The following is a 23115-nucleotide window of genomic DNA, read 5'->3' as shown; positions in this document are numbered from 1 at the left end:
CTATCACTGGTTAAATGTAAACATTTTAGGTGAGAAGAAGGGAAATAAACTGATTTTTTGAATTGTAAAATGAATTACTTCATAAACGAACTAGACTAACTTGCCTATTTTTTATATTTTTCGGCTAATTTTAAATACTCATTATGGATCTCTAAATTATTTGAACTTTTCTTTTTTAACTTAAGATAGCCTCTTTTGACAAGTTTGCTTTTTACACCAAAGTATAGCCAAGAAGCTACTCCACCGATCAATAGTGACAGCGTAATAATTGAAACAAAAAAAACAGGTTCATCATTTTGATCAGACATCATCAATAGAATCAGTGACATTAAAAAAGCTACTATACCTGAACGGTATTTTTTCTTGTAGTGCCTGTTTATTTTAGAAAATTCGTCATCTGGAAAATTATGTATAGACGGTTTATCGCCAACAACTTTTACATTTTCTTTATCTGTAGCAGTAATTAAAACTTCGTGCATAACCTCATTTGATTGGTACTCAAGATTCCAAATAGGAACGTAAACAAATTCCGAAAAAACTTCATATTTTAGATTTGTTACCGTTGCATTTCTGTTCCTATCCCCAGGTAATACTTTCTGCATCTCACTTTCAGCTGCATATTGAACGACACTGTGAAACAAGCTTTGCGTTTTCATTACTTCATTAGTGGAAATTTTAAATTGGTTTGTCCCACTTAAATAATGGTCATCATACGGAACCATTTTTGAAATCAAAGGTTTGAACGATGAAATTGAAAACAGTTTATCTGCTTGTGCATTCATTTCTTCTGAGACAGAAAAAAACGAAAAACATTCTCCTGTTATACTTCCATCACTGTATGACCAGTTTTCCATAGTATTGTCTTGATTGTTACTATAACAGATTTCAGCTCCCCAATTACATTCATAGCTTATTGTAACAACTGAAAATGGCATATAAATTTGTTTTAACGTGATATTCGTTATATCTATTGGACTCTCCTGGTCAGTGCCAATCCACTCATAAAAATGCATCTTTGCCCGCTCTTTTTCCACTTGAAAAGGGATAACTTTATCTGCTTGATAAAACCGAGAACTAGCATCCAACTCTTTCTTCGTTGAAAAAGTCGACTTACAATGGTTACACTCAAATTGCTGCTTTTCAATATTAAACACAATCGAAGATCCACAGTTTAGACAAGTTTCACCAGATTTATTTTTTCTATTCATTGCTTCTTGGATCTCATCTAATAATCTCCCACAATGCGGACAATATTTGGCATCTAAATCGTTCAATTGACCACCACATGCCTTGCATTTATTCGGGACTAGTAAACCATCAGCCACCACTTTACCTCCTAAAAATCTTTCAGATATTGTCTCATAGATTTTTTTAATAGTAAACAAAAGTAAGAGCTTTTTATAATCCAAAATACACTAAAACCTGCAACTTTCTAGCTGCAGGTCGTTTCCTTCATTTTAATAATCAAACTGACGATAATAACGTCTAATATCTAACGGATGGCAATTCAATTGTTCAACATGAGCATCAATACGTTGTGTTACACAATGCATCAACAAGAATGACAAAACTCGTCCACGATATTTTTCACTGATCCCCGCAACTGGATAATCCTTTGAATCAATAATCGTATAATTAGCGCAAATACGCGGTAACAAATTCGCTACTCTTTCAGACAAAGGACGTTGTTCATCCTCACCAATAAATAAAGTGACTGCCGTTGTTTCCTCCACAATTTCTAACGTTCCGTGTAAAAACTCAGCAGCATGGATCGATTTTGAACGGAGCCAACTTTGTTCTTCCCAGTAACACATTGCATAAGAATAAACTGCGCCCCATTGATTACCAGCTCCGATAAAATAATGCATATCATCGTGACGATGAGCTTGGGCAAATTTTAACCCAAAGTCATCCGCTTTTTTCTCAGCTTCAACTAAACCAACTGGAAGATGTTCTTCTAGTTCTTGATAATATTCTTCATACTCATCAAATTCGCCATTATTTTTCATCAATCGATCTGCTAGCATAAAGAACTTGATTTGTTCCGTTCCTGGTGCTGGATACGTCACAACATAATCACATTTTTCTGCTAGAATACTTCCTTTTGCATCAATAAAACCGATCAATGTTGCGCCAACTGTTTTAATTTCTTCCACCGCTTTGACAACTTCTTGAGTTGTGCCGGTTACAGAAGACAAAATAACGATCGAGTCTTTGGTTAAGCGGCGATTACCAGTTGTATAGTATTCAGCAGCATGTTGTACATAAACAGGTAGATTACTTTTTCCATTAATGTACGTCACTACTTGCATCGCTGAGGCATAGGTTCCGCCAATGCCGAGATAATAAATAGAATCAAACCCTTTTTCCCAAACTTCATCCACCATTTTTTCAACTTGTGGACGTAGTGCTAAAGCCCCTTTGATATCTTCTATTTGCTTTGTTTCGTTAAATTTTAACATGGTTTACGCTCCTTAAATTTTACTTTTTAATACTTGGTCAAAATCATCAAAAATTCGTTTATTTAAATCGATTCCTTTACCTGTAGCAATTTGATATGCGAGGTATTGGAAGGGAATCACTAATAAAAGTGGACTGATTTTTTCAGGTGTTTCAATAGATAGACTTAGTGTTTTAGGCTCTGATGTTGCACTCGTTGTAATCGTGTAACAGACAGCAACATATTCACTTAAATAAGTCTTTAATGCGTGGCTTCTTTCATGCAGTCCATTGTCATTTTCAATAAAAAATAGCGAATGGTTACCGTTTGCTTCTAGATAGGGGCCATGCATATACGCTTCCAGTTCAAACCCTTGAGAGGGTAAACGAACCGTTTCCGTAAATTTGGTTTCAAATTCTTTAGCCGTCCCTAAATTTGGTCCATAGCCAATCGTAATAAAACGTGAGCCAGCAAGTAAATCTGCTTGATTCTTTAACCAAAATTCGGTCGTTTTTTCAATAACTAGATTGATTTGACAAATAGCGTTCTTTAATTCTGATAATTCACTTTTTAATTTCACTTGATCAACTGATTCATTTTGATACGCTATACGTAACCCTAACAACATTAAATTCAACACAGTTGCTAGATATCCTTTTGTGACAAATCCGACCGTCTCAATGCCCATATTTAACTCTACTACTTCATCCACCACTTCCGTGATTGGACTTGTCGCGTCACTGGTTAATGCAATTGTTTTGATTGATCTCGTCTGTGTTAGTTTTTCTACTGCTTGAATGGTAGACGTACTTTTACCGCTTTGTGAAACCGCAATGATCAAATCAATGTTCGGATCGATTTTTCCATAATGTAGAAAATTAAACGGTTCTTCTATTTGAATGTAGACTGGCGCCGTCTCTTCTATATAGTTTTTTGCAGATAAGCAGGCATTATAAGAAGACCCCGTCGCTAAAATCAAGCAGTGTTTAACATGCTTCACATCGGTTTGCGCAACATCAAATGATTCAATAATGTTTTCCAATGTTTCTTGTTCTTGATTAATATAATCCAACATTGTTTCCACTGAATCTCACCTCACTATGGATTTGCTTAAAAAATCCCCACTAAAGAACCCAAAATCCCAACAACAGCCATTCCTCCAAGAATTGCTAAAGGTTTGACTTCTTTTTTCAAAAGATAGAAAACTGCTCCAAAAGTTACTAATGGCAACAATTTAGGCATAACATCATCAAAAATACTTTGCACGGTCACAGCCGTTTCACCACTACCACTGATTGTAACTGGAATCGAAATATCAATCATTGAGGCCGTCATTGCCCCAACCACCATTAATCCAATAATCGAAGCGCCTAAAGTCAAACTCTCCATCATCCCGTTTGCTTGAATCTTTTTCAGAAATCCAGTTCCCAATTTATAGCCCCAACCAGTAAAGAGATAACGTAAAATAATATGTGGCACGTTAAAGATTAGTAAGAATAAAATCGGACCTAAAGCATTCCCTTGCAGAGCCAGTGAGGTGCCAACTCCAGTTGCGATCAACCGTAATGTTCCCCAGAAAAATGAATCTCCTAATCCTGCTAAAGGTCCCATCAATGATGTTTTGATACTATCGATCGTACTCACATCAAATTGTTCATCTAGTACATTTTCTTCTTCCATCGCCGTATTGATCCCTAATATCAAGGTCACAATATGAGGAGTTGTATTGAAAAAAGCCAAATGACGTTTCAACGCATGCGCCATATCCGTTTTTTTAGGATACAATTTCTTCAAAATCGGAATCATCGCAAATACATACGCCATATTCATCTGACGCTCATAGTTCCAAGAAAATTCCATTTGGAAAGACCGCCAGAAAACACTATTCAATTCTTTTTTGGTAATCAACTTTTCAGGTTGTTCTTTAGAAGTCTTCGTCATCGTCAATAACCTCCCCATTTGATGTTTGGATCATTTCTTTGCCTTTATTGTGATTCATGATATTGACCACGATTACAGCTGTGATCGCCCCTAAAATTGCAATTCCTGTAACTGGAATTTCTAAATAAGCCATTAAAGCAAAACCTAAAAAGAAGTATGGTGCTACTTGTTTATTGATCAATAAACGCGCCAACATTGCAAAACCAAGAGCTGGAATAATACCCGTTGCAACGGATAAACCGTGTTGAACAAACTCAGGAATCATATCTAATAATCCCTTGATCGTGTTACTCCCTACAGCAAATGAAATCGAAACTATGAGTGCTAACATCAGAGACAACCCAAAACCTGCCGCCAAATGCATTCGTTCTACCCCTTTATAATTCCCATCATCTGCATAATTATCTGCTTTTTGGCTCATTGTTGGAATCACCAAGCCTAGATAGACATTCTTCAAAATCAGCGTTAAGGTTGCAATCGGCAATCCCAAAACTAGTGCCGTTTCCGTTCCAGCACCCGCAGTAATTGCAAAAGCCGTTCCTAAAATCCCACCTGTTACTACGTCTGGCGGAATCGATGCTCCTACTGAAAAAGAACCAATAAATGCTAATTCCAATGTTGCCCCCATAATAATACCCGTTTTAATATCTCCTAAAACAATCCCTGTAAACAATCCTGTCACAATCGGTCGGGATAAAAGTGACGTACCTAAGGCATACTCAGACTGAGCAATAAATGCGATAACACCTAACAAAATTGCTTGTACAATCATTTCGATCTTCCTTTCTAAAATGCATCTAAAGCAGCAACTTTTTTATCATTGGGTACTTGTTTGATTTCTACATTGACTCCTTCATTTACTAATTCCTTGACCAACTGTTCTTCATCAGGTGTAATATTTATCGCCTTAGAGATATTTCTAGTTCCTTCTCTCACTTTCATTCCACCAAGATTGATATGTTTGATTTCTGGACATACTTTCGCTAATTTATACGCATCCGCTACACTTTCAACGACGATAAACAACTTATATTTATCCGTTACGCCACTTTGTAAAGCACTGATTGACTCTTCAATAGTTTTAATCACCAGCTTAACTCCTGCCGGTTTGGCTAACTTGATTGTCGTTTTGCGGATATCATTTTGCGGCACATCATCATTCGCAATCAAAATACAATCTACCCCTAAACTTTGGGTCCATGAAAATGCAACTTGTCCGTGTAATAAACGATGATCTACTCTTACTAATTTAATCATGATTGATTTCCTTTCTCTTTTAAAATTCTTCTTCTTCGTCTTTTGCTTTCAACACGTTACAATACTGAATCGTTTCTTGAGACGTTTTTATTGCTTGTATAATCAACTTCTCCAAGGAGTCTGTGATTTCCAATTGGGTATAAAGCTCAATCAATAAAGACAAATTTAATCCCGAAACTACATGTACATTCGGTCGTTCAACATACTTAAAAAATTCATTATTCACGCTACCACCAAAAATATCTGTGATAACCAGTAATTCATTTTTTTGATTTTCAAAAATAGTCGTTTCAACTGTTTCACCTAAATCAAACTCTTCTTCTATATAGGCACAAATAACTTCTACATTTGTTGATTTCCCACAAATCAGTTCTAAAGATGTTCTAATTCCTTGCGCAAAATTTCCATGTGTCGCTAAAATAATTTTTCTTGCCATCCTGTTCACCTCACTTACACTTTATTAATAGCAAAAAGGATGCCAACTTTATTGGCACCCTTCATTTGCTTATTAAAAATCACTTTCATCACTGATATACTCGGTGTTTTCAACTAACACATCATAAACATAAGAAAGTTCTGAATCTGGGATATTGACACTATAGACTTTCTCTATGACAATAAATGCTTCTTTGATATCCCGTAGCTCTTTTTCATGACACTCCTGCAACCTGTCAAAACCACTATAGACTTCGATTGGCACATTTCGGATCAATCGTTCTACCAAACAGCTAACATGAACATACAAAGCTAACTTTCGATCATTGCTAATCCGCTGACCTAGTCGTTCTTCTAACTGTTTCATAAAGCCTTCGATTTGTTCAATGATTTTTTCTGTATCTAAAATCGTTACAGATTGAATTACACGATCCAATGAAAAATTACGAATCAATTGATTACTAAATTCTTCCTTCGAATCCAATATTAACTCTTTTTTCAACCACTCTAGCAACTCTTCGATCCCAATTCCTGCAATTAAGTCCTCTAATGAAATAAAAGGAACATTCTCTACGACTGGATTGGCTGTACCAACAATACCAAGCACATCATAAAACGAAAAAGCTTTTTCAAATTCCACAGGATCACGTAACTGACGGAATTCACATGGGATAAGTTTGACAGAAGTCGTACTTGGTAAACTCTTTTCAAGTAGATTACTAATTTGTACAGCCGTTCCAATACCCGTGGCACAGGTCGTGAGGATGATTTTTTCTTTTGTTGTTTCTGGCTTAATCATCTCCCATTGAAACGGATGGCTGCATATCGCATTAGCTGGAATTTCACCAAGTTGTTGTTTCTTTTGAATTGCTTCACCCACCGCAATCGCTAAACTAGTTGTTACATTGTTCATCAATAAGATAGGTGCCGCGCTTTCTTTTGAAAAATAACGATGGATTTCTTTTAAAGAGCCCATATCAAATAAAATAACCAACCCATTTGACGTATCATTCCGCTCGATGTATTGTATCAGTTTCTCAGCAATCTTCTTCGGCGTAACATCTAGTGGCATATCAAAAGACTGAAATAACAATTCATTCAACATCCGATTAGCCACATTAGCAATACTGCTAGCAGTGGCGTAACCATGTGCCACAATCACCGCTTTAGGATAAGACGTTTCTTTGGTATAACCTAGATTATCAATATAAACAGATAGAATAATCCGATCCATACTAGAAACTTCAATGTCCAATGACATCTTAACTAAGTTTAAAATCTGTTCTGCATATCGATAACTATTTGGTAACTTGGCTTTGATATCCATTAAAAAGGTCTCAATCAACTGAATCATCTCGCTTTCTGGTAGCCATTCCACGTAACGTCGTTGAAACAGATAATGACTGATTGCATAAACCAAACTACCATTAAAACTAATTTGATAAGCAGATTCAATTTTTTCTAGCATCTGTCGGACGTGCTGTGTAATAAATAGCAACATTTCATGCTGTTGGTCTCTTTTTGTTTCAAATAATAAATAATCAAAGAGATAATCGATTTCCTTTGAAATCAAGCCCACTGAGGTGTTGATATCTGATTGATTATTTAGATAGGTTAGCAAGATTTTTTCATAACTTTGAATAATTCTTTTTTGTTCTGGTTCACTTTCTTCAAGTAAATACTCCAAACTACTTTGACCATCGATTCTCAAAAGTGATTCGGCTTCTGAAAAAGTGGATTCATAATTTTCTGTTAGTAAATAAGTAGGCAATGAATGTAAGGTAATCGGAATTTGCTCTTTTTCGTGATTTACAGTAAAACTTTTAGCTGTAATAATCTTGATCAGGTTTTTCAATTCGCCTACATTTCCTTTGTATGAACGATTTTCTAACATTTTAATGACTTGTGGTGAGACGAGTAGCGGTTTTAAAATGGTTTGCTGTTCTTCAAAGAAAGATTGAATAATCAACTGCTTTCGTTCTGCCTGAGTCCGTTCATTAAGCGCTGGAATTTTGATTTGTACTGGAATTCGTCTTAAAAAAGTCGTTAAAAAGGTGCTATTCACCTCTTCCGTTGTGGCAAACGCTAAACGACAGTTAACAGCAATTGGATGATTGCTTTCACCCATTTTATAAATAACTCCTTGATCCAAAAATGTGAATAATTTTTCTTGTCCTTCAGCGCTTAAACGATGAACTTCATCCAAAAATAAAAAACCATCTGCGGCTGCTTCAAAAGCACCCATTTTCTCAGTATCTGCACCAGTAAATGCTCCTTTTACATGACCAAATAAATAGCTGGTCAATAATTCAGGATTATCTGCATATTGCGCACAATTTACTGTGATAAAAGGTGCATCATTCGCTAATAGGTCATTCGCTAAACAAAATTGATAGAGTAATTGAACGAGATAACTTTTACCCGTACCACTTTCTCCTGTTAACAATAGCGGCAACCCGCCATTAGGATAAAATGCCGCCATTTTCAATTGTTGAATCGTTTGTGCTAAACTACCACGATTACCGATTACATTCTGGAAAAAATCAATCTTTTTATCAAAAATCGGTTTCTCTTTTTCAATCTCTGATACGTTTGGATAAAACGAATTTGTTAATGGATAGTTTTGCAATTCAAATGTTTTTTTATGAAAAAAGTAGACAGGGCGTGTATTGACCTTGACTAAGATCCCTTCGTCTACAAGCTGATTCAAATAATGGCTCGCAGTATTTCGCTTGATTGAAAATTTTTCAGCAATATCAGATGCCGAAAAAATATCGCTTACATTTTCAGGATTGAAAAAAGATGTTTGGTTTTTTAGATAGTTTAATAGTTTTTCTTTTAACATATGATCCCTCCTGTCTTTATCATAGCGAAAGTTTTTGTAAAAATATATCTCTTTTTCCATTAAAAATAAAACTTATTTTCTTATTCTGACGATACGTTGTCTATATTGACAAAAAGTGAATTATTTGTTTTTATCGAGAGCACTAGTATGGTTGCATCAAAAAACAACACAATTGCACTACAAATGACTTTAGCGTACGATATACACCAAACATCTGAAGAGTGCGGATTCTTTAGGGGACTTTTTTTGACTGATACAAATCATTACGACAATTTCTTTAACGCAGCAACAAAAAAAGATGTTCAGCTATTTGAAGCTCAAACATCTTTAGAATCAACTACTTATCTTCTACCAATACACGAATTAAGCGCTTCGTTTCTTGAAATGCATGTAGCGCAGCTTTCCTTAAATGTATCTCAAAAGACTCAGCTGCTTCACTCCCTACAATGTCGGAAATGCCACGAATATTTAGGACAGGAATATCATAGAAACTCGCAACTTGTGCGATTGCCGTACTTTCCATATCAGAGGCTTTCACTTCTGGAAAATGTTCTTTTACCTTTGTCACGAATGCCGACTCACTCATAAAAGAATCAGACGTTACGATCAATCCATTATACAAATCATAATTGCTTGGCTTCTCCAAAGAGTTAAAAATTTCCAACCATCTTTGACTTAAACGGTAGTCTCTTGGCATTTGAGGTACTTGTCCAAACGTATAGTCAAACCCAGTTGCATCCACATCACTATAAGCGAGCTTTGTTCCATATACAACATCACCAATTTCAACCTCACCCAAAAAACCGCCCGCCGAGCCAGTATTAATAATCACATCAGGTTGAATCATCTCGCAAAGCAGACTTGCCGAAGCTGCTGCGTTGGCTTTTCCAATCCCTGTTTCCGCCAAAAATAAAGAATAGTCAGGCTGATCTAAAACTTCCTCAATCACAGTTTTACCCCGCTTCAAAATGGATTGTATTCGATAAGTATCACGAAACGGCACTAATTCTTCTTGCATTGCTGCTGCTATGACAATAATCATTTATCTGCCTCCCACAGCTTCCCAATCTCTTCTTGGACATCGACTTTTGTCCCACCAAACTGTTCTTGGATGTAGTCTTTGACTGCTTGACTATGATAGAGCTCTGCTAATTTTTTTAACGCTTGATCCTGTTGGCGATTTTCTGTTGTGACTAAAACATTGATACTTTGCTGCGTATTTTTATCAATTTCTTCTTTAAACAAAGCATCTTTCAAAACATTTAAACCACCTTCAAACGCAATTGTATTACTAATCAAAGCTAAATCAACATCTTGTAACACTCTCGGTCCAGTCGTATCATCGATCATTTTAAACTCTAAATTTTGGGGATTTTCGATGATATCAGATGGCGTTCCTGTTCCGTTGTCAAAATCCTTGGCTAGTTTGATCAAACCAGCTGTTTCCAACAATCTTAATCCACGTGCAGTATTTGCCGGATTATTAGCGATTGCAACTAATGCGCCATCTTTGATGTCCCCAACAGATTGATATCTATCCGAATAGATACCCATCGGTTCCATATAGGTTGTCGCAATCGGTACTAATTTTTGGTCGCTGTCTTGATTAAAACTGCTTAAATACCCCAACGATTGAAAAGCATTCACATCAACTTGTTCTTCAACCGTCGCATTATTTAACTGAGGTCCACCACTGATCTCTTTGACTTCTATTCTTAAACCTGCCTTTTTCGCTAAGTCTGATTTTGCAATAAATCGCCAAATATCCGCATCACTGTCGACTGAGCCTAAAACAACTTTAGTGGTCTTATTCTTTTTCTCATCTGCATCATTTTTATTCTGATTGCTACAACCCGTTACTAAAAATAATGCCAAAATAATACCAAAACCAATCCACTTTTTCATACTAGCCTCCTATGCTTTCATCTAGACTATTCTTCGTTGACATCCAAAGAGACTGATTGCTTCCAAGAAATCATTTCATCAACCCCAAACTTCATCAGCCACATCAATTACTAATTTCAGTTTCTTCCACTGATCCTCCTCCGTTAAAATATTTCCCTCTTCTGTTGAAGCGAATCCGCATTGTGGACTTAAACTCAAGCGTTCCAAAGGCACATATTTACTTGCTTCTTTGATTCTTTTTACTACTGTTTCTTTCTCTTCTAATTGCCCATCTTTACTTGTTACTAATCCAAGGACCACATGTTTTTCTTCTGGTACAAAACGTAACGGCTCAAAATCTCCAGAACGTTCATCGTCAAATTCTAAGAAAAATGCTTCAACATTTTGATTCCCTAATAATGTGTCTGCAACAGGTTCATATCCACCAGAAGTGGCCCAAGTTGAATGGTAATTTCCACGACATACATGAGTTGTTACATGTAAATCTTCCGGTAAATCAACAATAGCATCGTTATTCAAACGCAAATATAACTCTTGTAATGCTTGCGTATCATATTCGCCATTGGTCATCGTTGTCCAAAAATTTTTATCTACTAACATGCCCCAAGTACAATCATCCAATTTTACATCTCGGCACCCTAAATCATACAAAGCCAAAATCGTTTCGCGATATGCTTTTGCAATATCTTGATAAAACGCTTCTCGGTCTGGATAAAATTCATCGACTTTCTCTTCGTTAGAACCACGAACTAATTCCGCTACTAACTGGGCAGGTGCTGGAATACTCTGGCGAATTGGTGTCCCATCAGCAATTTCTGTTAAAAATTTATATTCTTCTAAAACTGGATGATCTGGATTAAACTCGATTTTTCCTGTTAGGCGAGCTGAATCTGCGCGTGTCTCTTCTCCATGAAATAAATAGCCTTGATCCATCACATTATGTTCGACACCTTTAAAGCCCCAAAAAAAATCAAGATGCCAATAACTACGACGGAACTCACCATCACTGATCACTTTTAATCCAATTTCTTTTTGCTTTGCAACTAGCTCACGAATCGCTTGATCCTCGATTGTTTTTAATTCATCTCCTGAAATCACACCAGAAGCAACATCTTCCCTTGCCTTTTTCAACGATTCCGGACGTAAAAAACTTCCTACGATTTCATAATGATGTACTGAATTTTTACACATAACTAAATTCCCCCTCTTTATTTAAATAGAAAACAAAAAAATCCCTAGAACAGTCAAAGACTCTTCTAAGGATGTATTAAACATACATGGTACCACCTTAATTCACAAAAATCCTACGATTTTTGCCTCTACTCTAATACGCCGCAAACGCTTTATATTAGGATTCTTGCTAACGGGAATAACCGTGCATCTCTAAATTAATATCTCGAAATGCCCACTCAAAAGCCATTTTCAAATTCGTTTTCTTTCACCTCTTTTCAGCTACCAAGGCTCTCTTTTAGAAATTCCACAGAATTTTACTTTCTTTTTCTACGTGTTTTTTTATTTATTTTTAATTATAATAGCAGATGAAGTGGTGGGTGTCAAATGGATCATTAAAAAAATAAAGCACATAGCATAGTAATCATTTATACTTTGTATCAGGAGGATGAAAATGAACGATAAACTAAAAAGGAAAAAGGTTTCCATCATTATTGGTTTGCTTGTAATAATAGCCACTAGCCTTTTTACACATTATTACAGTACTTATCACTCTGTCGAGGATCTATTTCTAAAAAATCGATCTTGCTGATAACAATAGTAATAAGAACATCCAGGCATTGCAACGGTTTGGCGAAAAAAATAATTATTCCAGTATTATCCCAAATAAGCAAGAAGGAACGATTACATTGACTAATTTGGAAAAAGAAAATGATCTTTCAACATTTACTCAATTAAATTTTGATAGTTCAGAAGAAGATTGGGAAATCCTGACTTTTTCTATTACTGATCCAGAACATCTTTCGACTGTGAATGATGAAACAATTTGGAAAATTAAAGAAGGGGATTCCTTAAAAAAGGCAATCAATATCTTTGGTATTCCAAATAACATGAGAAAAAATAAAGAAGGCATCATTAAAGCTACTTGGTTATGGGAAACTCAACTTTTTGGTGTCGAGTTGACGCTTGAAAATAATCGAATCACTAACATCATGATTTAATGGAAAAGTCCTCAATATGGGGGCTTTCTTTTTGTATATAAAATAGCTTTTGTTTAGTTTTTAACTCCCTTTCGTTAGATTGAAAATAGAGCATAGAAAAAATTTTTTTGTTATTTTTTCTTATATATAAGGGAGAGGGTTTTAGGTGTTATTTAATTGAGGAATGTAAGATTTTTTATTGCGAACAGCTGTTTTTTTCGGTATACTAATAGCCATAGGATAGAAATAATTAACAGTGAGAACAGCGATTATATACTTAGCCAGAAATAAGTGTACAGTAAGGCTGTTGCTCCTAACGATAAAACTAAATAATTGGCACTTCCTGATCTGGCTACCAACCAAACTAGAGAAGTTTTGATTGAACAGTACGACCTGCTTAAGCAAATCGCCAATAGTGTACGTCAAATCCTTATTTTTACATACTTTTGTCTACCAGAAGACCTCAAATCTTCTCCTTCCAAGTACAAACGTGTAAAAATAACCGTTATTTGAAGTGCCTATTGTCAACGATTGCAGGTGTAACTGTAGTCGTTTTTTTGTTGCTATCCTATAGACTTTGAGAAAAAGAATTGACAATATGGTGACAACGTTCATTTTATTCACCTTGTACTTTTTATCATCTGCTCTGTCTTATTGCCAATCGCAGTGATTCAAAGCAAAATAGGCACTTCATTTACTGGTACCACCCTGTAAATGAAGCCCTAAATAGACATTACGACCTGTCTATCCAAGTTGCCTGATTACTAGTACCGTAGCACTAGCTTCTTTATTGTACCTAATTTTTGTAAGAATTTCTAGACAGTTTTTGAAATTTCTTCAAATTGGGCTAAGAAACGCGCTATAGTTTGTTAGTCATCCCAACGATAGAGGCAGCAATCTCTATCGATTTTTTCTTTTTCTCATCTACTGATTGATGCTTAAATAAACTCTAAAAGGAGAATTTACTTATGAAAAATTCCGCACGTTGTATTAAAGCTGTTCCTTATCAGGAAATTATTGACCTTAGAGATACAGTTGAACGATTACAATCATGGCAAGAACCGTTGGCGGTTTTGGAGAAATATTTTACGAATCCAAATACGCCGATTAATAAGAAACAGGTTGTGAAAGATTATTATGCATGTTCAAAACTATTTCAAACATTTAACGCAGAATTTGAAAAGCTCAATTTGACTGCCGAAAAACAATTATCGAAAATTCAAGAAATTGGTACACTATAATCACTTATACCTTAGTCATGTTGCTATATCAATGCCTATTTGTATTTATTCTCTGATAGGTAATTATCATACTCTTCCGCAACAATTGAAAATTTCTCGAATTCATATGGTAAGACAGTTTTTGCATCCTCATATTTCATATTTGCTTTAATCATCGGATATAAACGTTGACTTAAAAATAGTTCTTTTTCCTTATTTTTAATAGGATGACCTATTTTTTCAAAAGGAAACACGCCATTTTTTATATCTGATGCGTTCTCAATAACTTGAAAATCAACGTCGATACTATCAAAAGCTTTTTTTCCATACTCTATTTTTTGAACTTCATTTAGACGCAGATGATCTACAGAAAAATAGTTTGCATTTGTTTGCTTCGATTCACGAACCAGATACAACTTATCTCCTTCAGCTTCTTCATACACAATAGCCCAGTCTGGGTTATAGTTTCCAGCGGGTGTCGGTACTTTAAACCACGAAGGCAGTTTGACAAAAAATTTAAAATTTTTTTCATTTGATGAAAATTCATCAATTAATTTTAACTCTGTATTAGAATCTAATTGGACATATTCATATAGTGTATGATCGTTAAGCTTTGATGAAAGATATTTGTTATTTTTATAAACCTCTATTTTATCTTTAAACAAGGAAAGCTGATATTCTTCTCCAGTTGCTTCGTATTGAATGCCATCTTTTAAAAGTTTAGGTAATTCCTCTATAATTATTTGAGATAGCTTTTCAACAAATGAATCTGGCTGTTGAAAAATTTGATCTATGATATTTGCTTCTTTGATTATATCTACAATATTTCTTTTTGTTGCTCCAGTATTATCCGCAATACGTTTAATAATATTAGGAATTCTTTGAACTTTAATTTCTTCACCAATTTGACTATCTATGACTTTTCGGTTTCTATCTGCATCCTCATAGCTAGTCATCATTGTACGTCTAATGACATATTCCAGCGGGTTAATCTTAAATCCATCTTGATTAATCCTTGATACAACACATTGAACAATTTGTTTATCTTCGATTTCAATAGAATATTTTGTTTTTTTATTAATTTTTCCCCACAATTTTTTAAACTCTGGATGCTCCAACGCTTCTTTTCGAAGATTAACGATTTTTTTGTCCCGTGCATTTCCAATAGGGACAGAGGTTGTTTTCAAACCAGTATCATCTAGTATTTCTTCTTGCAATTCTTTGGCAAAAAGTTCATAGGATGTATTTGCCGCTATAGTAAGAACGTTGATGTCCTCTTGTTGAATCCGTTCTCCTTGTTGATTAACAGGTAATCGTAGTCCGCGACCAATTTCTTGTCTTTTTCTTGTTTCACTTATAGTCTCATTTAAAGTACAAATTTGAAAAATGTTAGGGTTATCCCAACCTTCTCTTAATGCTGAATGAGAAAAAATAAAACGAACTGGATTATCAAAAGATAGTAATTTTTCTTTATTTTTCATGATCAAATCATATGTTTCTTCATCTACTTTTGTTGTTCCTTTAGTATCTTTAAATCCTTTTTTATCTTGGGAGAAGTAGGCACTTAATATATCTGAAACATCAGTTGTATTGTCTAGATAATCAATTGAAAATTCTTTATAGCCTTGTTTTGAAGTAAGCTCTGTATATGCTTCTTCAAACCACTTTCTAATTTTCCCTTTGCCATCATTATCTTCTGGATTCCTGAAATTAACTACTTTATCAATAAAGAACAACGAGAGTACTTTAATACCTTCTTGATTCAAAGCTTTTTCTTTTATTAAATGTGTTTTAATAGTCTCGTATATTTGAATTTTCATTATATCGTCTTTATTTTGAGTTACAGCATGCTCTTCTACAACTATATCATTATCAAAAGTTACTGTTCGTTCATTCAAATGAATAGCTTTTACTTTGTATCCTTGATATTCCGGCATTTCGTTGCTTTGTTCAAATAAATCAAAATTATTTTTAACTTTTTTCGTAACAAGTTTCGTTCCTTTTTTATTGTTCTGATAAAATTTTAATTTGGCAAAAATATCACCACGATTGTCATTCCCAATCTCCATTACTTCGACATAAGATTGAATATCTTTGATATCATTTCCATATACAGAAAGAACTTCAATTTTTTTTACATACTTATCTCTATAAGCATCTATTGGTGTGTATCGATAAATTGGATGAACTAGCTCTTTATGAGTTGCCGAATATCTCAACGTAAATAATGGATGAAACTCCTTTAATTTTGCTTGCGTTGCTTCTCCACCCATTTTCTGTGGTTCATCTAAAATAACAATTGGGTTTAATTCTTGAATCAAGTGAATTGGTTTTTCAACTTCCAGATCGTAATTCACTTTATTTAAAACATTATTATCACTATTAAAACTCTGCATTGTCATCAGAAGAATCTCGATCATATTAGAACGGTAATATGTCTCCAAATTATTAATATTCTTACTATCGTAATTAGACATGATGACAGTTTGCTTACACTCATCCTCAAGAGTTTGCTGTAATCGATCGAACTCGCTTTTAACACCTTCTTTGATTGCAACTGAAGGAACAACGATAATGTATTTTTTCCAGCCATATATTTTGGCTAATTCCACAATTGTTTTCAAGTAAACAAATGTTTTACCAGTTCCTGTCTCCATTTCAATTGAATAATCTAATTCTTTAAGTTCCTCTGATACTTTGATAGGTGCATCGCTTCTATCATTCCACTTTTGGACGTCATTCAAATTTTTTAATAGTTGATTATCATCAACAAACAATTGATTTCCATAGTTATTTATTGCCGTACTATAGTATGAAATATCTAACTTTTGATTATTTGTGGGCTGTCCTTCAAAAAGTTTAACAGCACTTTGAATGGCTCTTTCTTGGTAACTTCTTGTTGTATACTTAAATTCCATCTCTCCCACCTACACTGTTTCCATTTTTTCTTTTAACGTACCTTGCAAATTAATCTTTTGACTTTGATCTAGTGCATTGTCGTATATAATAACTTTTGAATACTCTTGATAATTCTTTATTAACCATTGATATGTTTCATCAGACAACTGATCATGTAGATAAACAAGTGTCTTTTTGTTATTCCCTATCACATAAACATGAGGAATGACCATTTTAACCGATTCATCTAATAAATATTCTTTTAGTAGCAACAATACTTCGTACACAGCCGATTCTTCATCACGAATTGAAGAAGCAAGTAATTCCATCTGAGAGGAGATACTTTCTTCATCTACCTCCTCATTCCATTGAGGAAAATTTGTATCTGTTAGTTCGAAGACTTTAAAACCAACATCTAGTTCATTAGTTAGCAATGGATTTTCAGAAATAATTTTCTCCCCAGCTCGACGAATTCGTTCTTGACCTATTTCAGTAATCGTTCTATAACCTCCTTTATATGCTTCTTGTTTCTCATTAATTTGTTCTGGCAACTGAACCATGATAAACTTTCTATTACCACCATCTTCAAAATTTTGTTGTAGCACTGCATGAGCAGTAGTAGCAGAACCAGAGAAGAAATCCATAATTATAGAATCTTTTCTTCCCCCCATATTCAATAGAAGCTTTATTAATTCTAAAGCTTTTGGAGATTGAAAGAATTTTTCTTTAGTTTTAAATAACTCATTAAATACTAACTGCCCTTTTTCTGTAAAAAATTTTTTCTCTGTCAGAAGAGATTTGACTTGCTTTTTCGTTCTATCTCCTTCAACATCAGAGTATGACTTTCTATATATTTTCCAGTTATTACTAACCTTCTTAGCAACAACTAACTCTTGCTCTTTTTTAAATTTATCTTTTCCCCATGTCCAACAACCCTCGAACCCATCGTTCCAAATAGGATATATTTCTTGCCAGTCTTCTTGCTTATCCAAGGAAACTTCGCCTTCATCACTGACAAAAATTGGATAAAATAAATTTGGTCGGTTGAATTTGCCGAATTCTCGATGTGTATTCCTAAGTTCTAATGTTCTGAAGAAACCTTTTTGATCTTTTTCTGTATAATCTTTTTTAACTTCCTCATCTGTTTTATAGACCGATATCTCACCGCTAGGTAGTTCATTTTTCGTATATATTAGTATATACTCACTAGATGTTGCTAAGTATTTATCTTGTGATCTACCTTTTGGATTATTCATAAATGTTATTTGACCAATGAAATTTCCGAATATTTCATCACATATTTTCTTCAAATTCGCTTGTTCATTATCGTCAATACTAATAAAAATCACACCATCATCAGTTAAAAAATCTCTAGCCAGAAGCAATCTAGAATACATCATATTTAACCAATTAGTGTGTTTTCTTCCAAAGGTTTCTGATTCAGTAGAAATTCTATTTCCTTCATCATCAATCAAACCAATCATTCTTTTATATTCTTCAAATGGTTGTTCGAAATTATCTGGATAAATAAAATCATTTCCAGTATTATACGGAGGATCAATATAAATCATCTTAACCTTATTAGCATACGTATCCCGTAATACTTTTAAAACATTCAAATTATCTCCTTCGATATAAATATTTTTAGTTTCATCAAATTGTTTACTTTTTTCTTTATTCGGCTTCAATGTTAATGTAGTCGGCAGGTAAGCCCCGCGTTTAGCTTGTTGTTTCCCATGCCAAGTGAATGAATAATTAAAATCATCCTCTGCAATATAACCTGAAAGTAAAGATTCTAATTCTTTGACATTCAGTTTTCCATCTTGGAAAGCCTCTGGAATAATATTTTTCAAGTTATTTATTTTTTCATCATAAAGTTTATTCTTTTGATTCGCTCTATTCATTATTCTCCTACTTTCTAAAATTCTCTTCGTTTACAGTATAGCAAAAGTTAAAAATCCATGCATGATGCTAACTGTATGAATCAGCTTTATTTGTCTATCTTAATACTAAACTTAAACTCCACAACAATTTTTTTCTAGCCATGAAACTACTTCTTCTTGCGAAAATTCATTTATAGCGATCCCCACACTCATATCTTCTAACTCACTATCCTTAACCTCTAAAATCAATCCATTTCGCTTCAAAAAAACCAATAAGGCTAAAACTGCCGTTCTCTTATTCCCATTATGAAAACAATGTTTCTTTATTAACTTTTCATATAAAATATAGGCTTTATCAAAAACAGTTGGATACAATTCTTTCCCAAATACTCCCTGTTTTGGTTGAGCAATAACCATTTCTAAAGCTCCCATTTCCTTAACCCCGATAACTTCACGTGGACTGTAACACTTAATCAACGCATAATTCATTGCAATAACTTCTTCTATCGTCAAGTACCTCATTATTTCTCAACCAAATTTTTAAACGCTTGATCGTGTTTATTCATAAAAAAATCGATATCATCATAAAATTCATTGGGAACATTATCTGATTTGATTGCCAAAGGTTTTTCAAGCGAGACTTGTCCATCACGAATAATAAAATCTAGTGTATCACCTTCATTTAGAGATAATGCTTGAATGACCTCTTTTGGTAACGATGCAATATATGAACTCCCTTGTTTTCTTGTTTTTCTTGATTTTTTTATTGTTTTAGTCATTTTTAGCCCCTCCTTGATTTTATTCATTATAACACAAAAAGAGTGTTTTTTTTTAAAACACTCTTTTTAAAAATAAATACATTTTATTGAATAACCATTTCTTTTTTTATGAACCTCATTTTTAAAACCTTATCCATCTTATAAATTACTTGATTATTCGTAAAATGAAACTTCCCCAACGTTGTATAAATAATTAACTTTGTACTAGTTGACCATCCACCGTATCGTGTTCTATACAAGCTAACCTGTGCTTTTATATCGGTAATTTGTCCTTTTTTAATGATTATTTCCTCTTTATTTATCCAAAGCTTTGTGAAACCTTGACCAGAAAAAATTCTAGCTTTCTTAAAAAAAATTTTTTTATACAGCGTTTCAAACAAAGAACTAACGACGAAAAGAACAAAAACCGTTCTTTTCACAGCACTGTACTTAATACAATTAAAAATCAGAGCTTCTAACAGGAGTCTTTTTCGTTTGCCCATTTAAAATTCTCCTCCTTCTTACATAGTATAAAAAAATTTGTCTGAAATCTAGCTAAAATCAATCTTGGCATAACAGATTGGTTCATTCCCTATTTGAGGTAAAAAGGCAGAATATCTAAAAATCGATTGACATTAAAATTCTTTTTGTGATATTATTCTTACATTAAACAGAAAAGGATGTTTTACTCGTGAAAAAATTTAGTTTGTCGTTCGTTGTTGTTGCGACTATTGTCCTGACGTTTATACCTACATTAGCGAATGCTGAAGAAGTTGGTGGTTGGTCAGAGGAAGACGGTAATTACTTAAATCCCAATGTACTCTTACCTCGTGCGGCGGTTAATCATAGAGGTAAAAGAGAATCTAAAGTTATCTCAAAAAATACTGCGTACAGAGCTCATGGTTGGACAACTTGGAAAGGCGTTTATCACTATACTACTGCTCGAATGGAAAAACACCGTGGTGGGATTGTTTTAACCACTTCAAATCGAAAATACGGTTGGAATGGAACGGAAGCTGTTTCACCTTGGTACAGAATGTCACACGGTGAAGATACAGCTGCTGCAAGAACTTACTATGGAAGATAAGCTTCTCCTCACAACAATTTAACGATTCTCAAAAGAGCTATTGCTGTTAGGATAGTTATTTCCATTAGCACAAGTGAGGTGGCAAATGAAAAAGAAAAGATTCTTCGTCTCAACTATATTGATTCTCTGCACTTATTTATTGCTCATATTTGTTAGCGAATATCAGAGACAACAGGATACATTATTTTTTGAAAGCAATGATTTATATTCAACAGGTCATCTATTCGTAAAAGAGACGTTCCAAACCTTAATTAAAGAGACATTTAAAACCTCATCTGATCTTAGCGTATTTATTTCTTTAGAAAGTAAAAACAGCGACAACGTACGAGGATACTTTTCAAAGGATTATTCTGATACCCATTTTCCACTTAGCAATGGCTCTTTTTTTTCAACATCCAATACTAAAGAAGCTTTGGTTGGAAAAGAGGTTGCTACGGTTTCAGAAAATGACTGCACTTATTATGAGTACAACAACAAAAAATATAAAGTTATCGGTTATTTAGGAATTACGAAGCCCAGTTTTTTAGATGAATCTGTGCTGATTAACGATTCCTCTCTTTTCAACATGCCAACAACGTACTTAACGATTGATGGAAAAAAAATCAATACTATTTATTATGATCGATTCGGTAAAAACAATTCCTATCAAAAGAATATGGGATTAGATAGAAAAGTAAATAGTGATTATTTTTCTCCTCTTATTTATTCACTGACATTATTTATAGCAATTGTCTGTACCGTTTTGATCGCGTATCTTATTTTTACGGATTTAAAAAAGGAAAATTTCATCAAGTATATACTAGGTACATCTACATTAAAAAAATATAAATCGAGTCTATTTTATTTACTCTCTACTTGCATCATCCCTATGTTTTTTTGTTTATTGATTTTACCTTTGTTTCAACTCATTTCCATTCATTACTTCTTTATGTACAAACTTTTTTTGACGCAACTTTTATTAATGTGTTTTAGCTTCACATGCTTCTTTATTAAAGAAGAAAGGAGCAATTTACATGGAGTTAATTTATAATCTTAAAAAAAATGGTTTACTTATTTTATTAAAAACCACTATTCTTGCTGTCTTTTTCTTTCTCCTCTATCTATTTTTATTGTTTGCTGTAAACATCAATGTAGAGCTAACCAGCAACCTTGAGGAATCGTCCAATAAAAAATTATTTACATTAACCGACACACTGACGGAACCTGATGCTTTTTATCACTTCAGACAATCAAAAACATTGTTAACTACTGTGAAATCATTCTATGAACAGTTAAATACAAAGGAGAATCTACATTTTATCTCCTCCTTTGATCAACCTCTACAAATAGAAGATTTTAAAGGAGACATAGAATTCAATGAAGCATATGGTACAGATATGGAGATTATTGGCAATTATATTGACCCAATGAACAAAAAAGAGGTTTTTGACGCCAAATGCTTTCAAGTTAACAAAAATTTCTTTGATTACTATAAACTTGAAACAGAAAATAAAGCTTTATTCCATTGGGATGACCTAGATATAGAGAATCATACATTACCGATATTATTAGGTTCAAATTATAAAAAGAGTTATAGTGTAGGCGAAACGATGAAAGGAAGTTTGTATTTAAAGCCATTCGATTTTAAAATAATTGGTTTTTTAAAAGAAAATACCTCTGTGTTTTACAAAAATGACCTAAACAAATACTTGGACGACTATATTATTCTTCCGTATCCTGAAAAATTAAGTACTGTATCCAAGGAGAATAAGGAATTTGTTGGTATGCTCTATTTTGCCATGTTAAATGGAGATATTAGTATAGATCAAAACAAAGGCCTAGACTACTTAACAAAACAGCTCTCAACCATAGCAAACGAAACTGGATTTTATGACTACACTTTACTCGGAGTCCCAACCTTCACTTTGCAATACAATAGAATGTATGAGCTGATCCATTATAATAGAACATTATTGATCTCACTGTTATTGTGTATCACGATTTGTCTTTTAGCAATCGTTCATTTTCTAACGTGTAGGATGTATGTGCACAGACGAACCAGATATTACTTATCCTTTGCTAACGGTGATTCGTTGAAGCACTTAACTACTTTACTTGTTTTAGATGTAACTGTTGGAAATGTTCTATTATTAGTAGTCTTCATTATCACTTATTTCCTGTCTCCCATTCAAGTTAGCACATTTTTCCTTATTGTAGTTCTAGGTATGGCTCTGTTTTCAATAATGGATATAGGGTTAATGAAACAGTTTCTAAATAAAGATATACGTTCTAGTTTTAATGATTTCTATTGATAGGA

At 33.9% G+C, this 23115-nt stretch carries 21 protein-coding genes and 1 other annotated feature; of the genes, 5 read left to right on the top strand and 16 right to left on the bottom strand.

Annotated features, from left to right (window positions below; genetic code table 11):
- Nucleotides 1–104: 104 nt before the first annotated feature.
- The 11 genes from IGJ34_RS04150 to IGJ34_RS04100 all read right to left on the bottom strand — a co-directional run bounded on the left by IGJ34_RS04150 (nt 105) and on the right by IGJ34_RS04100 (nt 12014).
- Nucleotides 105–1325: a zinc ribbon domain-containing protein gene (locus IGJ34_RS04150; RefSeq protein WP_430598191.1), complete on the bottom strand. Its 1221-nt coding sequence runs from the start codon at nt 1323–1325 to the stop codon at nt 105–107.
- A gap of 132 nt (nt 1326–1457) precedes the next feature.
- On the bottom strand, nt 1458–2462 hold the full coding sequence (locus tag IGJ34_RS04145) for an SIS domain-containing protein (RefSeq protein WP_111247039.1): 1005 nt from the start codon (nt 2460–2462) through the stop codon (nt 1458–1460).
- A 12-nt stretch (nt 2463–2474) separates the two neighbouring features.
- The gene (locus IGJ34_RS04140) at nt 2475–3524 is read right to left on the bottom strand and encodes an SIS domain-containing protein (RefSeq protein WP_430598190.1); all 1050 of its coding nucleotides are present in this window, start codon (nt 3522–3524) and stop codon (nt 2475–2477) included.
- A gap of 26 nt (nt 3525–3550) precedes the next feature.
- Nucleotides 3551–4381 (bottom strand): PTS system mannose/fructose/sorbose family transporter subunit IID, encoded by an 831-nt coding sequence (locus IGJ34_RS04135; protein WP_430598189.1) that lies wholly within the window; start codon nt 4379–4381, stop codon nt 3551–3553.
- The gene (locus IGJ34_RS04130) at nt 4365–5153 is read right to left on the bottom strand and encodes a PTS mannose/fructose/sorbose/N-acetylgalactosamine transporter subunit IIC (RefSeq protein WP_069655511.1); all 789 of its coding nucleotides are present in this window, start codon (nt 5151–5153) and stop codon (nt 4365–4367) included. Before IGJ34_RS04130 ends, IGJ34_RS04135 begins: the two co-directional genes overlap by 17 nt.
- A 14-nt stretch (nt 5154–5167) precedes the next feature.
- Nucleotides 5168–5638 carry a PTS sugar transporter subunit IIB gene (locus IGJ34_RS04125; RefSeq protein ID WP_206835557.1) on the bottom strand — a complete coding sequence of 157 codons (471 nt, stop codon included), beginning with the start codon at nt 5636–5638 and terminating at the stop codon, nt 5168–5170.
- A 19-nt stretch (nt 5639–5657) separates the two neighbouring features.
- The gene (locus IGJ34_RS04120; protein ID WP_206835560.1) at nt 5658–6074 is read right to left on the bottom strand and encodes a PTS sugar transporter subunit IIA; all 417 of its coding nucleotides are present in this window, start codon (nt 6072–6074) and stop codon (nt 5658–5660) included.
- A gap of 72 nt (nt 6075–6146) precedes the next feature.
- On the bottom strand, nt 6147–8918 hold the full coding sequence (locus IGJ34_RS04115) for a sigma 54-interacting transcriptional regulator (RefSeq protein WP_430598188.1): 2772 nt from the start codon (nt 8916–8918) through the stop codon (nt 6147–6149).
- A gap of 337 nt (nt 8919–9255) precedes the next feature.
- Nucleotides 9256–9960 carry a 5'-methylthioadenosine/S-adenosylhomocysteine nucleosidase gene (mtnN, locus tag IGJ34_RS04110; protein ID WP_430598187.1) on the bottom strand — a complete coding sequence of 235 codons (705 nt, stop codon included), beginning with the start codon at nt 9958–9960 and terminating at the stop codon, nt 9256–9258.
- Complete coding sequence (locus IGJ34_RS04105) at nt 9957–10823, bottom strand: MetQ/NlpA family ABC transporter substrate-binding protein (RefSeq protein WP_430598186.1); 867 nt, start codon at nt 10821–10823, stop codon at nt 9957–9959. Before IGJ34_RS04105 ends, mtnN begins: the two co-directional genes overlap by 4 nt.
- 78 nt (nt 10824–10901) lie before the next feature.
- Entirely contained in the window at nt 10902–12014 is a 1113-nt protein-coding gene (locus IGJ34_RS04100) for a 5-methyltetrahydropteroyltriglutamate--homocysteine S-methyltransferase (RefSeq protein ID WP_206835598.1), read from the bottom strand.
- Nucleotides 12015–12078: 64 nt separating this feature from the next.
- Nucleotides 12079–12335 (bottom strand) — a binding site (T-box leader).
- A gap of 278 nt (nt 12336–12613) precedes the next feature.
- Between IGJ34_RS04100 and IGJ34_RS04095 the strand changes: the two genes are divergently transcribed.
- Together IGJ34_RS04095 and IGJ34_RS04090 are read left to right on the top strand one after the other, a co-directional pair.
- A complete protein-coding gene (locus tag IGJ34_RS04095) occupies nt 12614–12994 on the top strand; it encodes a hypothetical protein (protein ID WP_430598185.1) in 381 nt (126 codons plus the stop codon).
- Between the two features lie 947 nt (nt 12995–13941).
- On the top strand, nt 13942–14214 hold the full coding sequence (locus IGJ34_RS04090; RefSeq protein ID WP_206848298.1) for a hypothetical protein: 273 nt from the start codon (nt 13942–13944) through the stop codon (nt 14212–14214).
- A gap of 35 nt (nt 14215–14249) precedes the next feature.
- Here the strand turns inward: IGJ34_RS04090 and IGJ34_RS04085 are convergent, their stop codons facing one another.
- From IGJ34_RS04085 to IGJ34_RS04065, 5 genes are all read right to left on the bottom strand, one after another.
- Nucleotides 14250–17111 (bottom strand): DEAD/DEAH box helicase family protein, encoded by a 2862-nt coding sequence (locus tag IGJ34_RS04085; RefSeq protein ID WP_430598184.1) that lies wholly within the window; start codon nt 17109–17111, stop codon nt 14250–14252.
- A gap of 9 nt (nt 17112–17120) precedes the next feature.
- Nucleotides 17121–18995, bottom strand: a complete 1875-nt coding sequence (locus IGJ34_RS04080) for a site-specific DNA-methyltransferase (RefSeq protein ID WP_430598183.1) — start codon at nt 18993–18995, stop codon at nt 17121–17123.
- Nucleotides 18996–19106: 111 nt separating this feature from the next.
- Complete coding sequence (locus IGJ34_RS04075) at nt 19107–19496, bottom strand: type II toxin-antitoxin system death-on-curing family toxin (RefSeq protein ID WP_430598182.1); 390 nt, start codon at nt 19494–19496, stop codon at nt 19107–19109.
- Nucleotides 19496–19753 carry an AbrB/MazE/SpoVT family DNA-binding domain-containing protein gene (locus tag IGJ34_RS04070; protein ID WP_206835656.1) on the bottom strand — a complete coding sequence of 86 codons (258 nt, stop codon included), beginning with the start codon at nt 19751–19753 and terminating at the stop codon, nt 19496–19498. The genes IGJ34_RS04075 and IGJ34_RS04070 overlap by 1 nt, the downstream gene beginning before the upstream one ends.
- Nucleotides 19754–19836: 83 nt before the next feature.
- A complete protein-coding gene (locus IGJ34_RS04065) occupies nt 19837–20235 on the bottom strand; it encodes a hypothetical protein (RefSeq protein ID WP_430598181.1) in 399 nt (132 codons plus the stop codon).
- Nucleotides 20236–20423: 188 nt separating this feature from the next.
- Here IGJ34_RS04065 and IGJ34_RS04060 point away from each other — a divergent pair, with 188 nt between their 5' ends.
- From IGJ34_RS04060 to IGJ34_RS04050, 3 genes are all read left to right on the top strand, one after another.
- Nucleotides 20424–20819 carry a hypothetical protein gene (locus tag IGJ34_RS04060; protein ID WP_258379261.1) on the top strand — a complete coding sequence of 132 codons (396 nt, stop codon included), beginning with the start codon at nt 20424–20426 and terminating at the stop codon, nt 20817–20819.
- Between the two features lie 85 nt (nt 20820–20904).
- On the top strand, nt 20905–21849 hold the full coding sequence (locus tag IGJ34_RS04055; protein WP_430598180.1) for a hypothetical protein: 945 nt from the start codon (nt 20905–20907) through the stop codon (nt 21847–21849).
- A complete protein-coding gene (locus IGJ34_RS04050) occupies nt 21833–23110 on the top strand; it encodes a hypothetical protein (protein ID WP_430598179.1) in 1278 nt (425 codons plus the stop codon). Before IGJ34_RS04055 ends, IGJ34_RS04050 begins: the two co-directional genes overlap by 17 nt.
- Nucleotides 23111–23115 lie beyond the last annotated feature (5 nt).

The sequence above is a fragment of the Enterococcus sp. AZ177 genome (assembly GCF_050544585.1).
In the GTDB taxonomy this organism is placed as follows: domain Bacteria; phylum Bacillota; class Bacilli; order Lactobacillales; family Enterococcaceae; genus Enterococcus_L; species Enterococcus_L plantarum.
This window is presented reverse-complemented; position numbering and strand designations above follow the sequence as displayed.

What these genes read in the sequence shown, in the direction of transcription:
- IGJ34_RS04145 (WP_111247039.1), bottom strand. Translation starts at nt 2,462, where the DNA reads ATGTTAAAATTTAACGAAACAAAGCAAATAGAAGATATCAAAGGGGCT.
- IGJ34_RS04135 (WP_430598189.1), bottom strand. Translation starts at nt 4,381, where the DNA reads ATGACGAAGACTTCTAAAGAACAACCTGAAAAGTTGATTACCAAAAAA.
- IGJ34_RS04130 (WP_069655511.1), bottom strand. Translation starts at nt 5,153, where the DNA reads ATGATTGTACAAGCAATTTTGTTAGGTGTTATCGCATTTATTGCTCAG.
- IGJ34_RS04125 (WP_206835557.1), bottom strand. Translation starts at nt 5,638, where the DNA reads ATGATTAAATTAGTAAGAGTAGATCATCGTTTATTACACGGACAAGTT.
- IGJ34_RS04120 (WP_206835560.1), bottom strand. Translation starts at nt 6,074, where the DNA reads ATGGCAAGAAAAATTATTTTAGCGACACATGGAAATTTTGCGCAAGGA.
- IGJ34_RS04115 (WP_430598188.1), bottom strand. Translation starts at nt 8,918, where the DNA reads ATGTTAAAAGAAAAACTATTAAACTATCTAAAAAACCAAACATCTTTT.
- mtnN (WP_430598187.1), bottom strand. Translation starts at nt 9,960, where the DNA reads ATGATTATTGTCATAGCAGCAGCAATGCAAGAAGAATTAGTGCCGTTT.
- IGJ34_RS04105 (WP_430598186.1), bottom strand. Translation starts at nt 10,823, where the DNA reads ATGAAAAAGTGGATTGGTTTTGGTATTATTTTGGCATTATTTTTAGTA.
- IGJ34_RS04100 (WP_206835598.1), bottom strand. Translation starts at nt 12,014, where the DNA reads ATGTGTAAAAATTCAGTACATCATTATGAAATCGTAGGAAGTTTTTTA.
- IGJ34_RS04090 (WP_206848298.1), top strand. Translation starts at nt 13,942, where the DNA reads ATGAAAAATTCCGCACGTTGTATTAAAGCTGTTCCTTATCAGGAAATT.
- IGJ34_RS04085 (WP_430598184.1), bottom strand. Translation starts at nt 17,111, where the DNA reads ATGGAATTTAAGTATACAACAAGAAGTTACCAAGAAAGAGCCATTCAA.
- IGJ34_RS04080 (WP_430598183.1), bottom strand. Translation starts at nt 18,995, where the DNA reads ATGAATAGAGCGAATCAAAAGAATAAACTTTATGATGAAAAAATAAAT.
- IGJ34_RS04075 (WP_430598182.1), bottom strand. Translation starts at nt 19,496, where the DNA reads ATGAGGTACTTGACGATAGAAGAAGTTATTGCAATGAATTATGCGTTG.
- IGJ34_RS04070 (WP_206835656.1), bottom strand. Translation starts at nt 19,753, where the DNA reads ATGACTAAAACAATAAAAAAATCAAGAAAAACAAGAAAACAAGGGAGT.
- IGJ34_RS04065 (WP_430598181.1), bottom strand. Translation starts at nt 20,235, where the DNA reads ATGGGCAAACGAAAAAGACTCCTGTTAGAAGCTCTGATTTTTAATTGT.
- IGJ34_RS04055 (WP_430598180.1), top strand. Translation starts at nt 20,905, where the DNA reads ATGAAAAAGAAAAGATTCTTCGTCTCAACTATATTGATTCTCTGCACT.
- IGJ34_RS04050 (WP_430598179.1), top strand. Translation starts at nt 21,833, where the DNA reads ATGGAGTTAATTTATAATCTTAAAAAAAATGGTTTACTTATTTTATTA.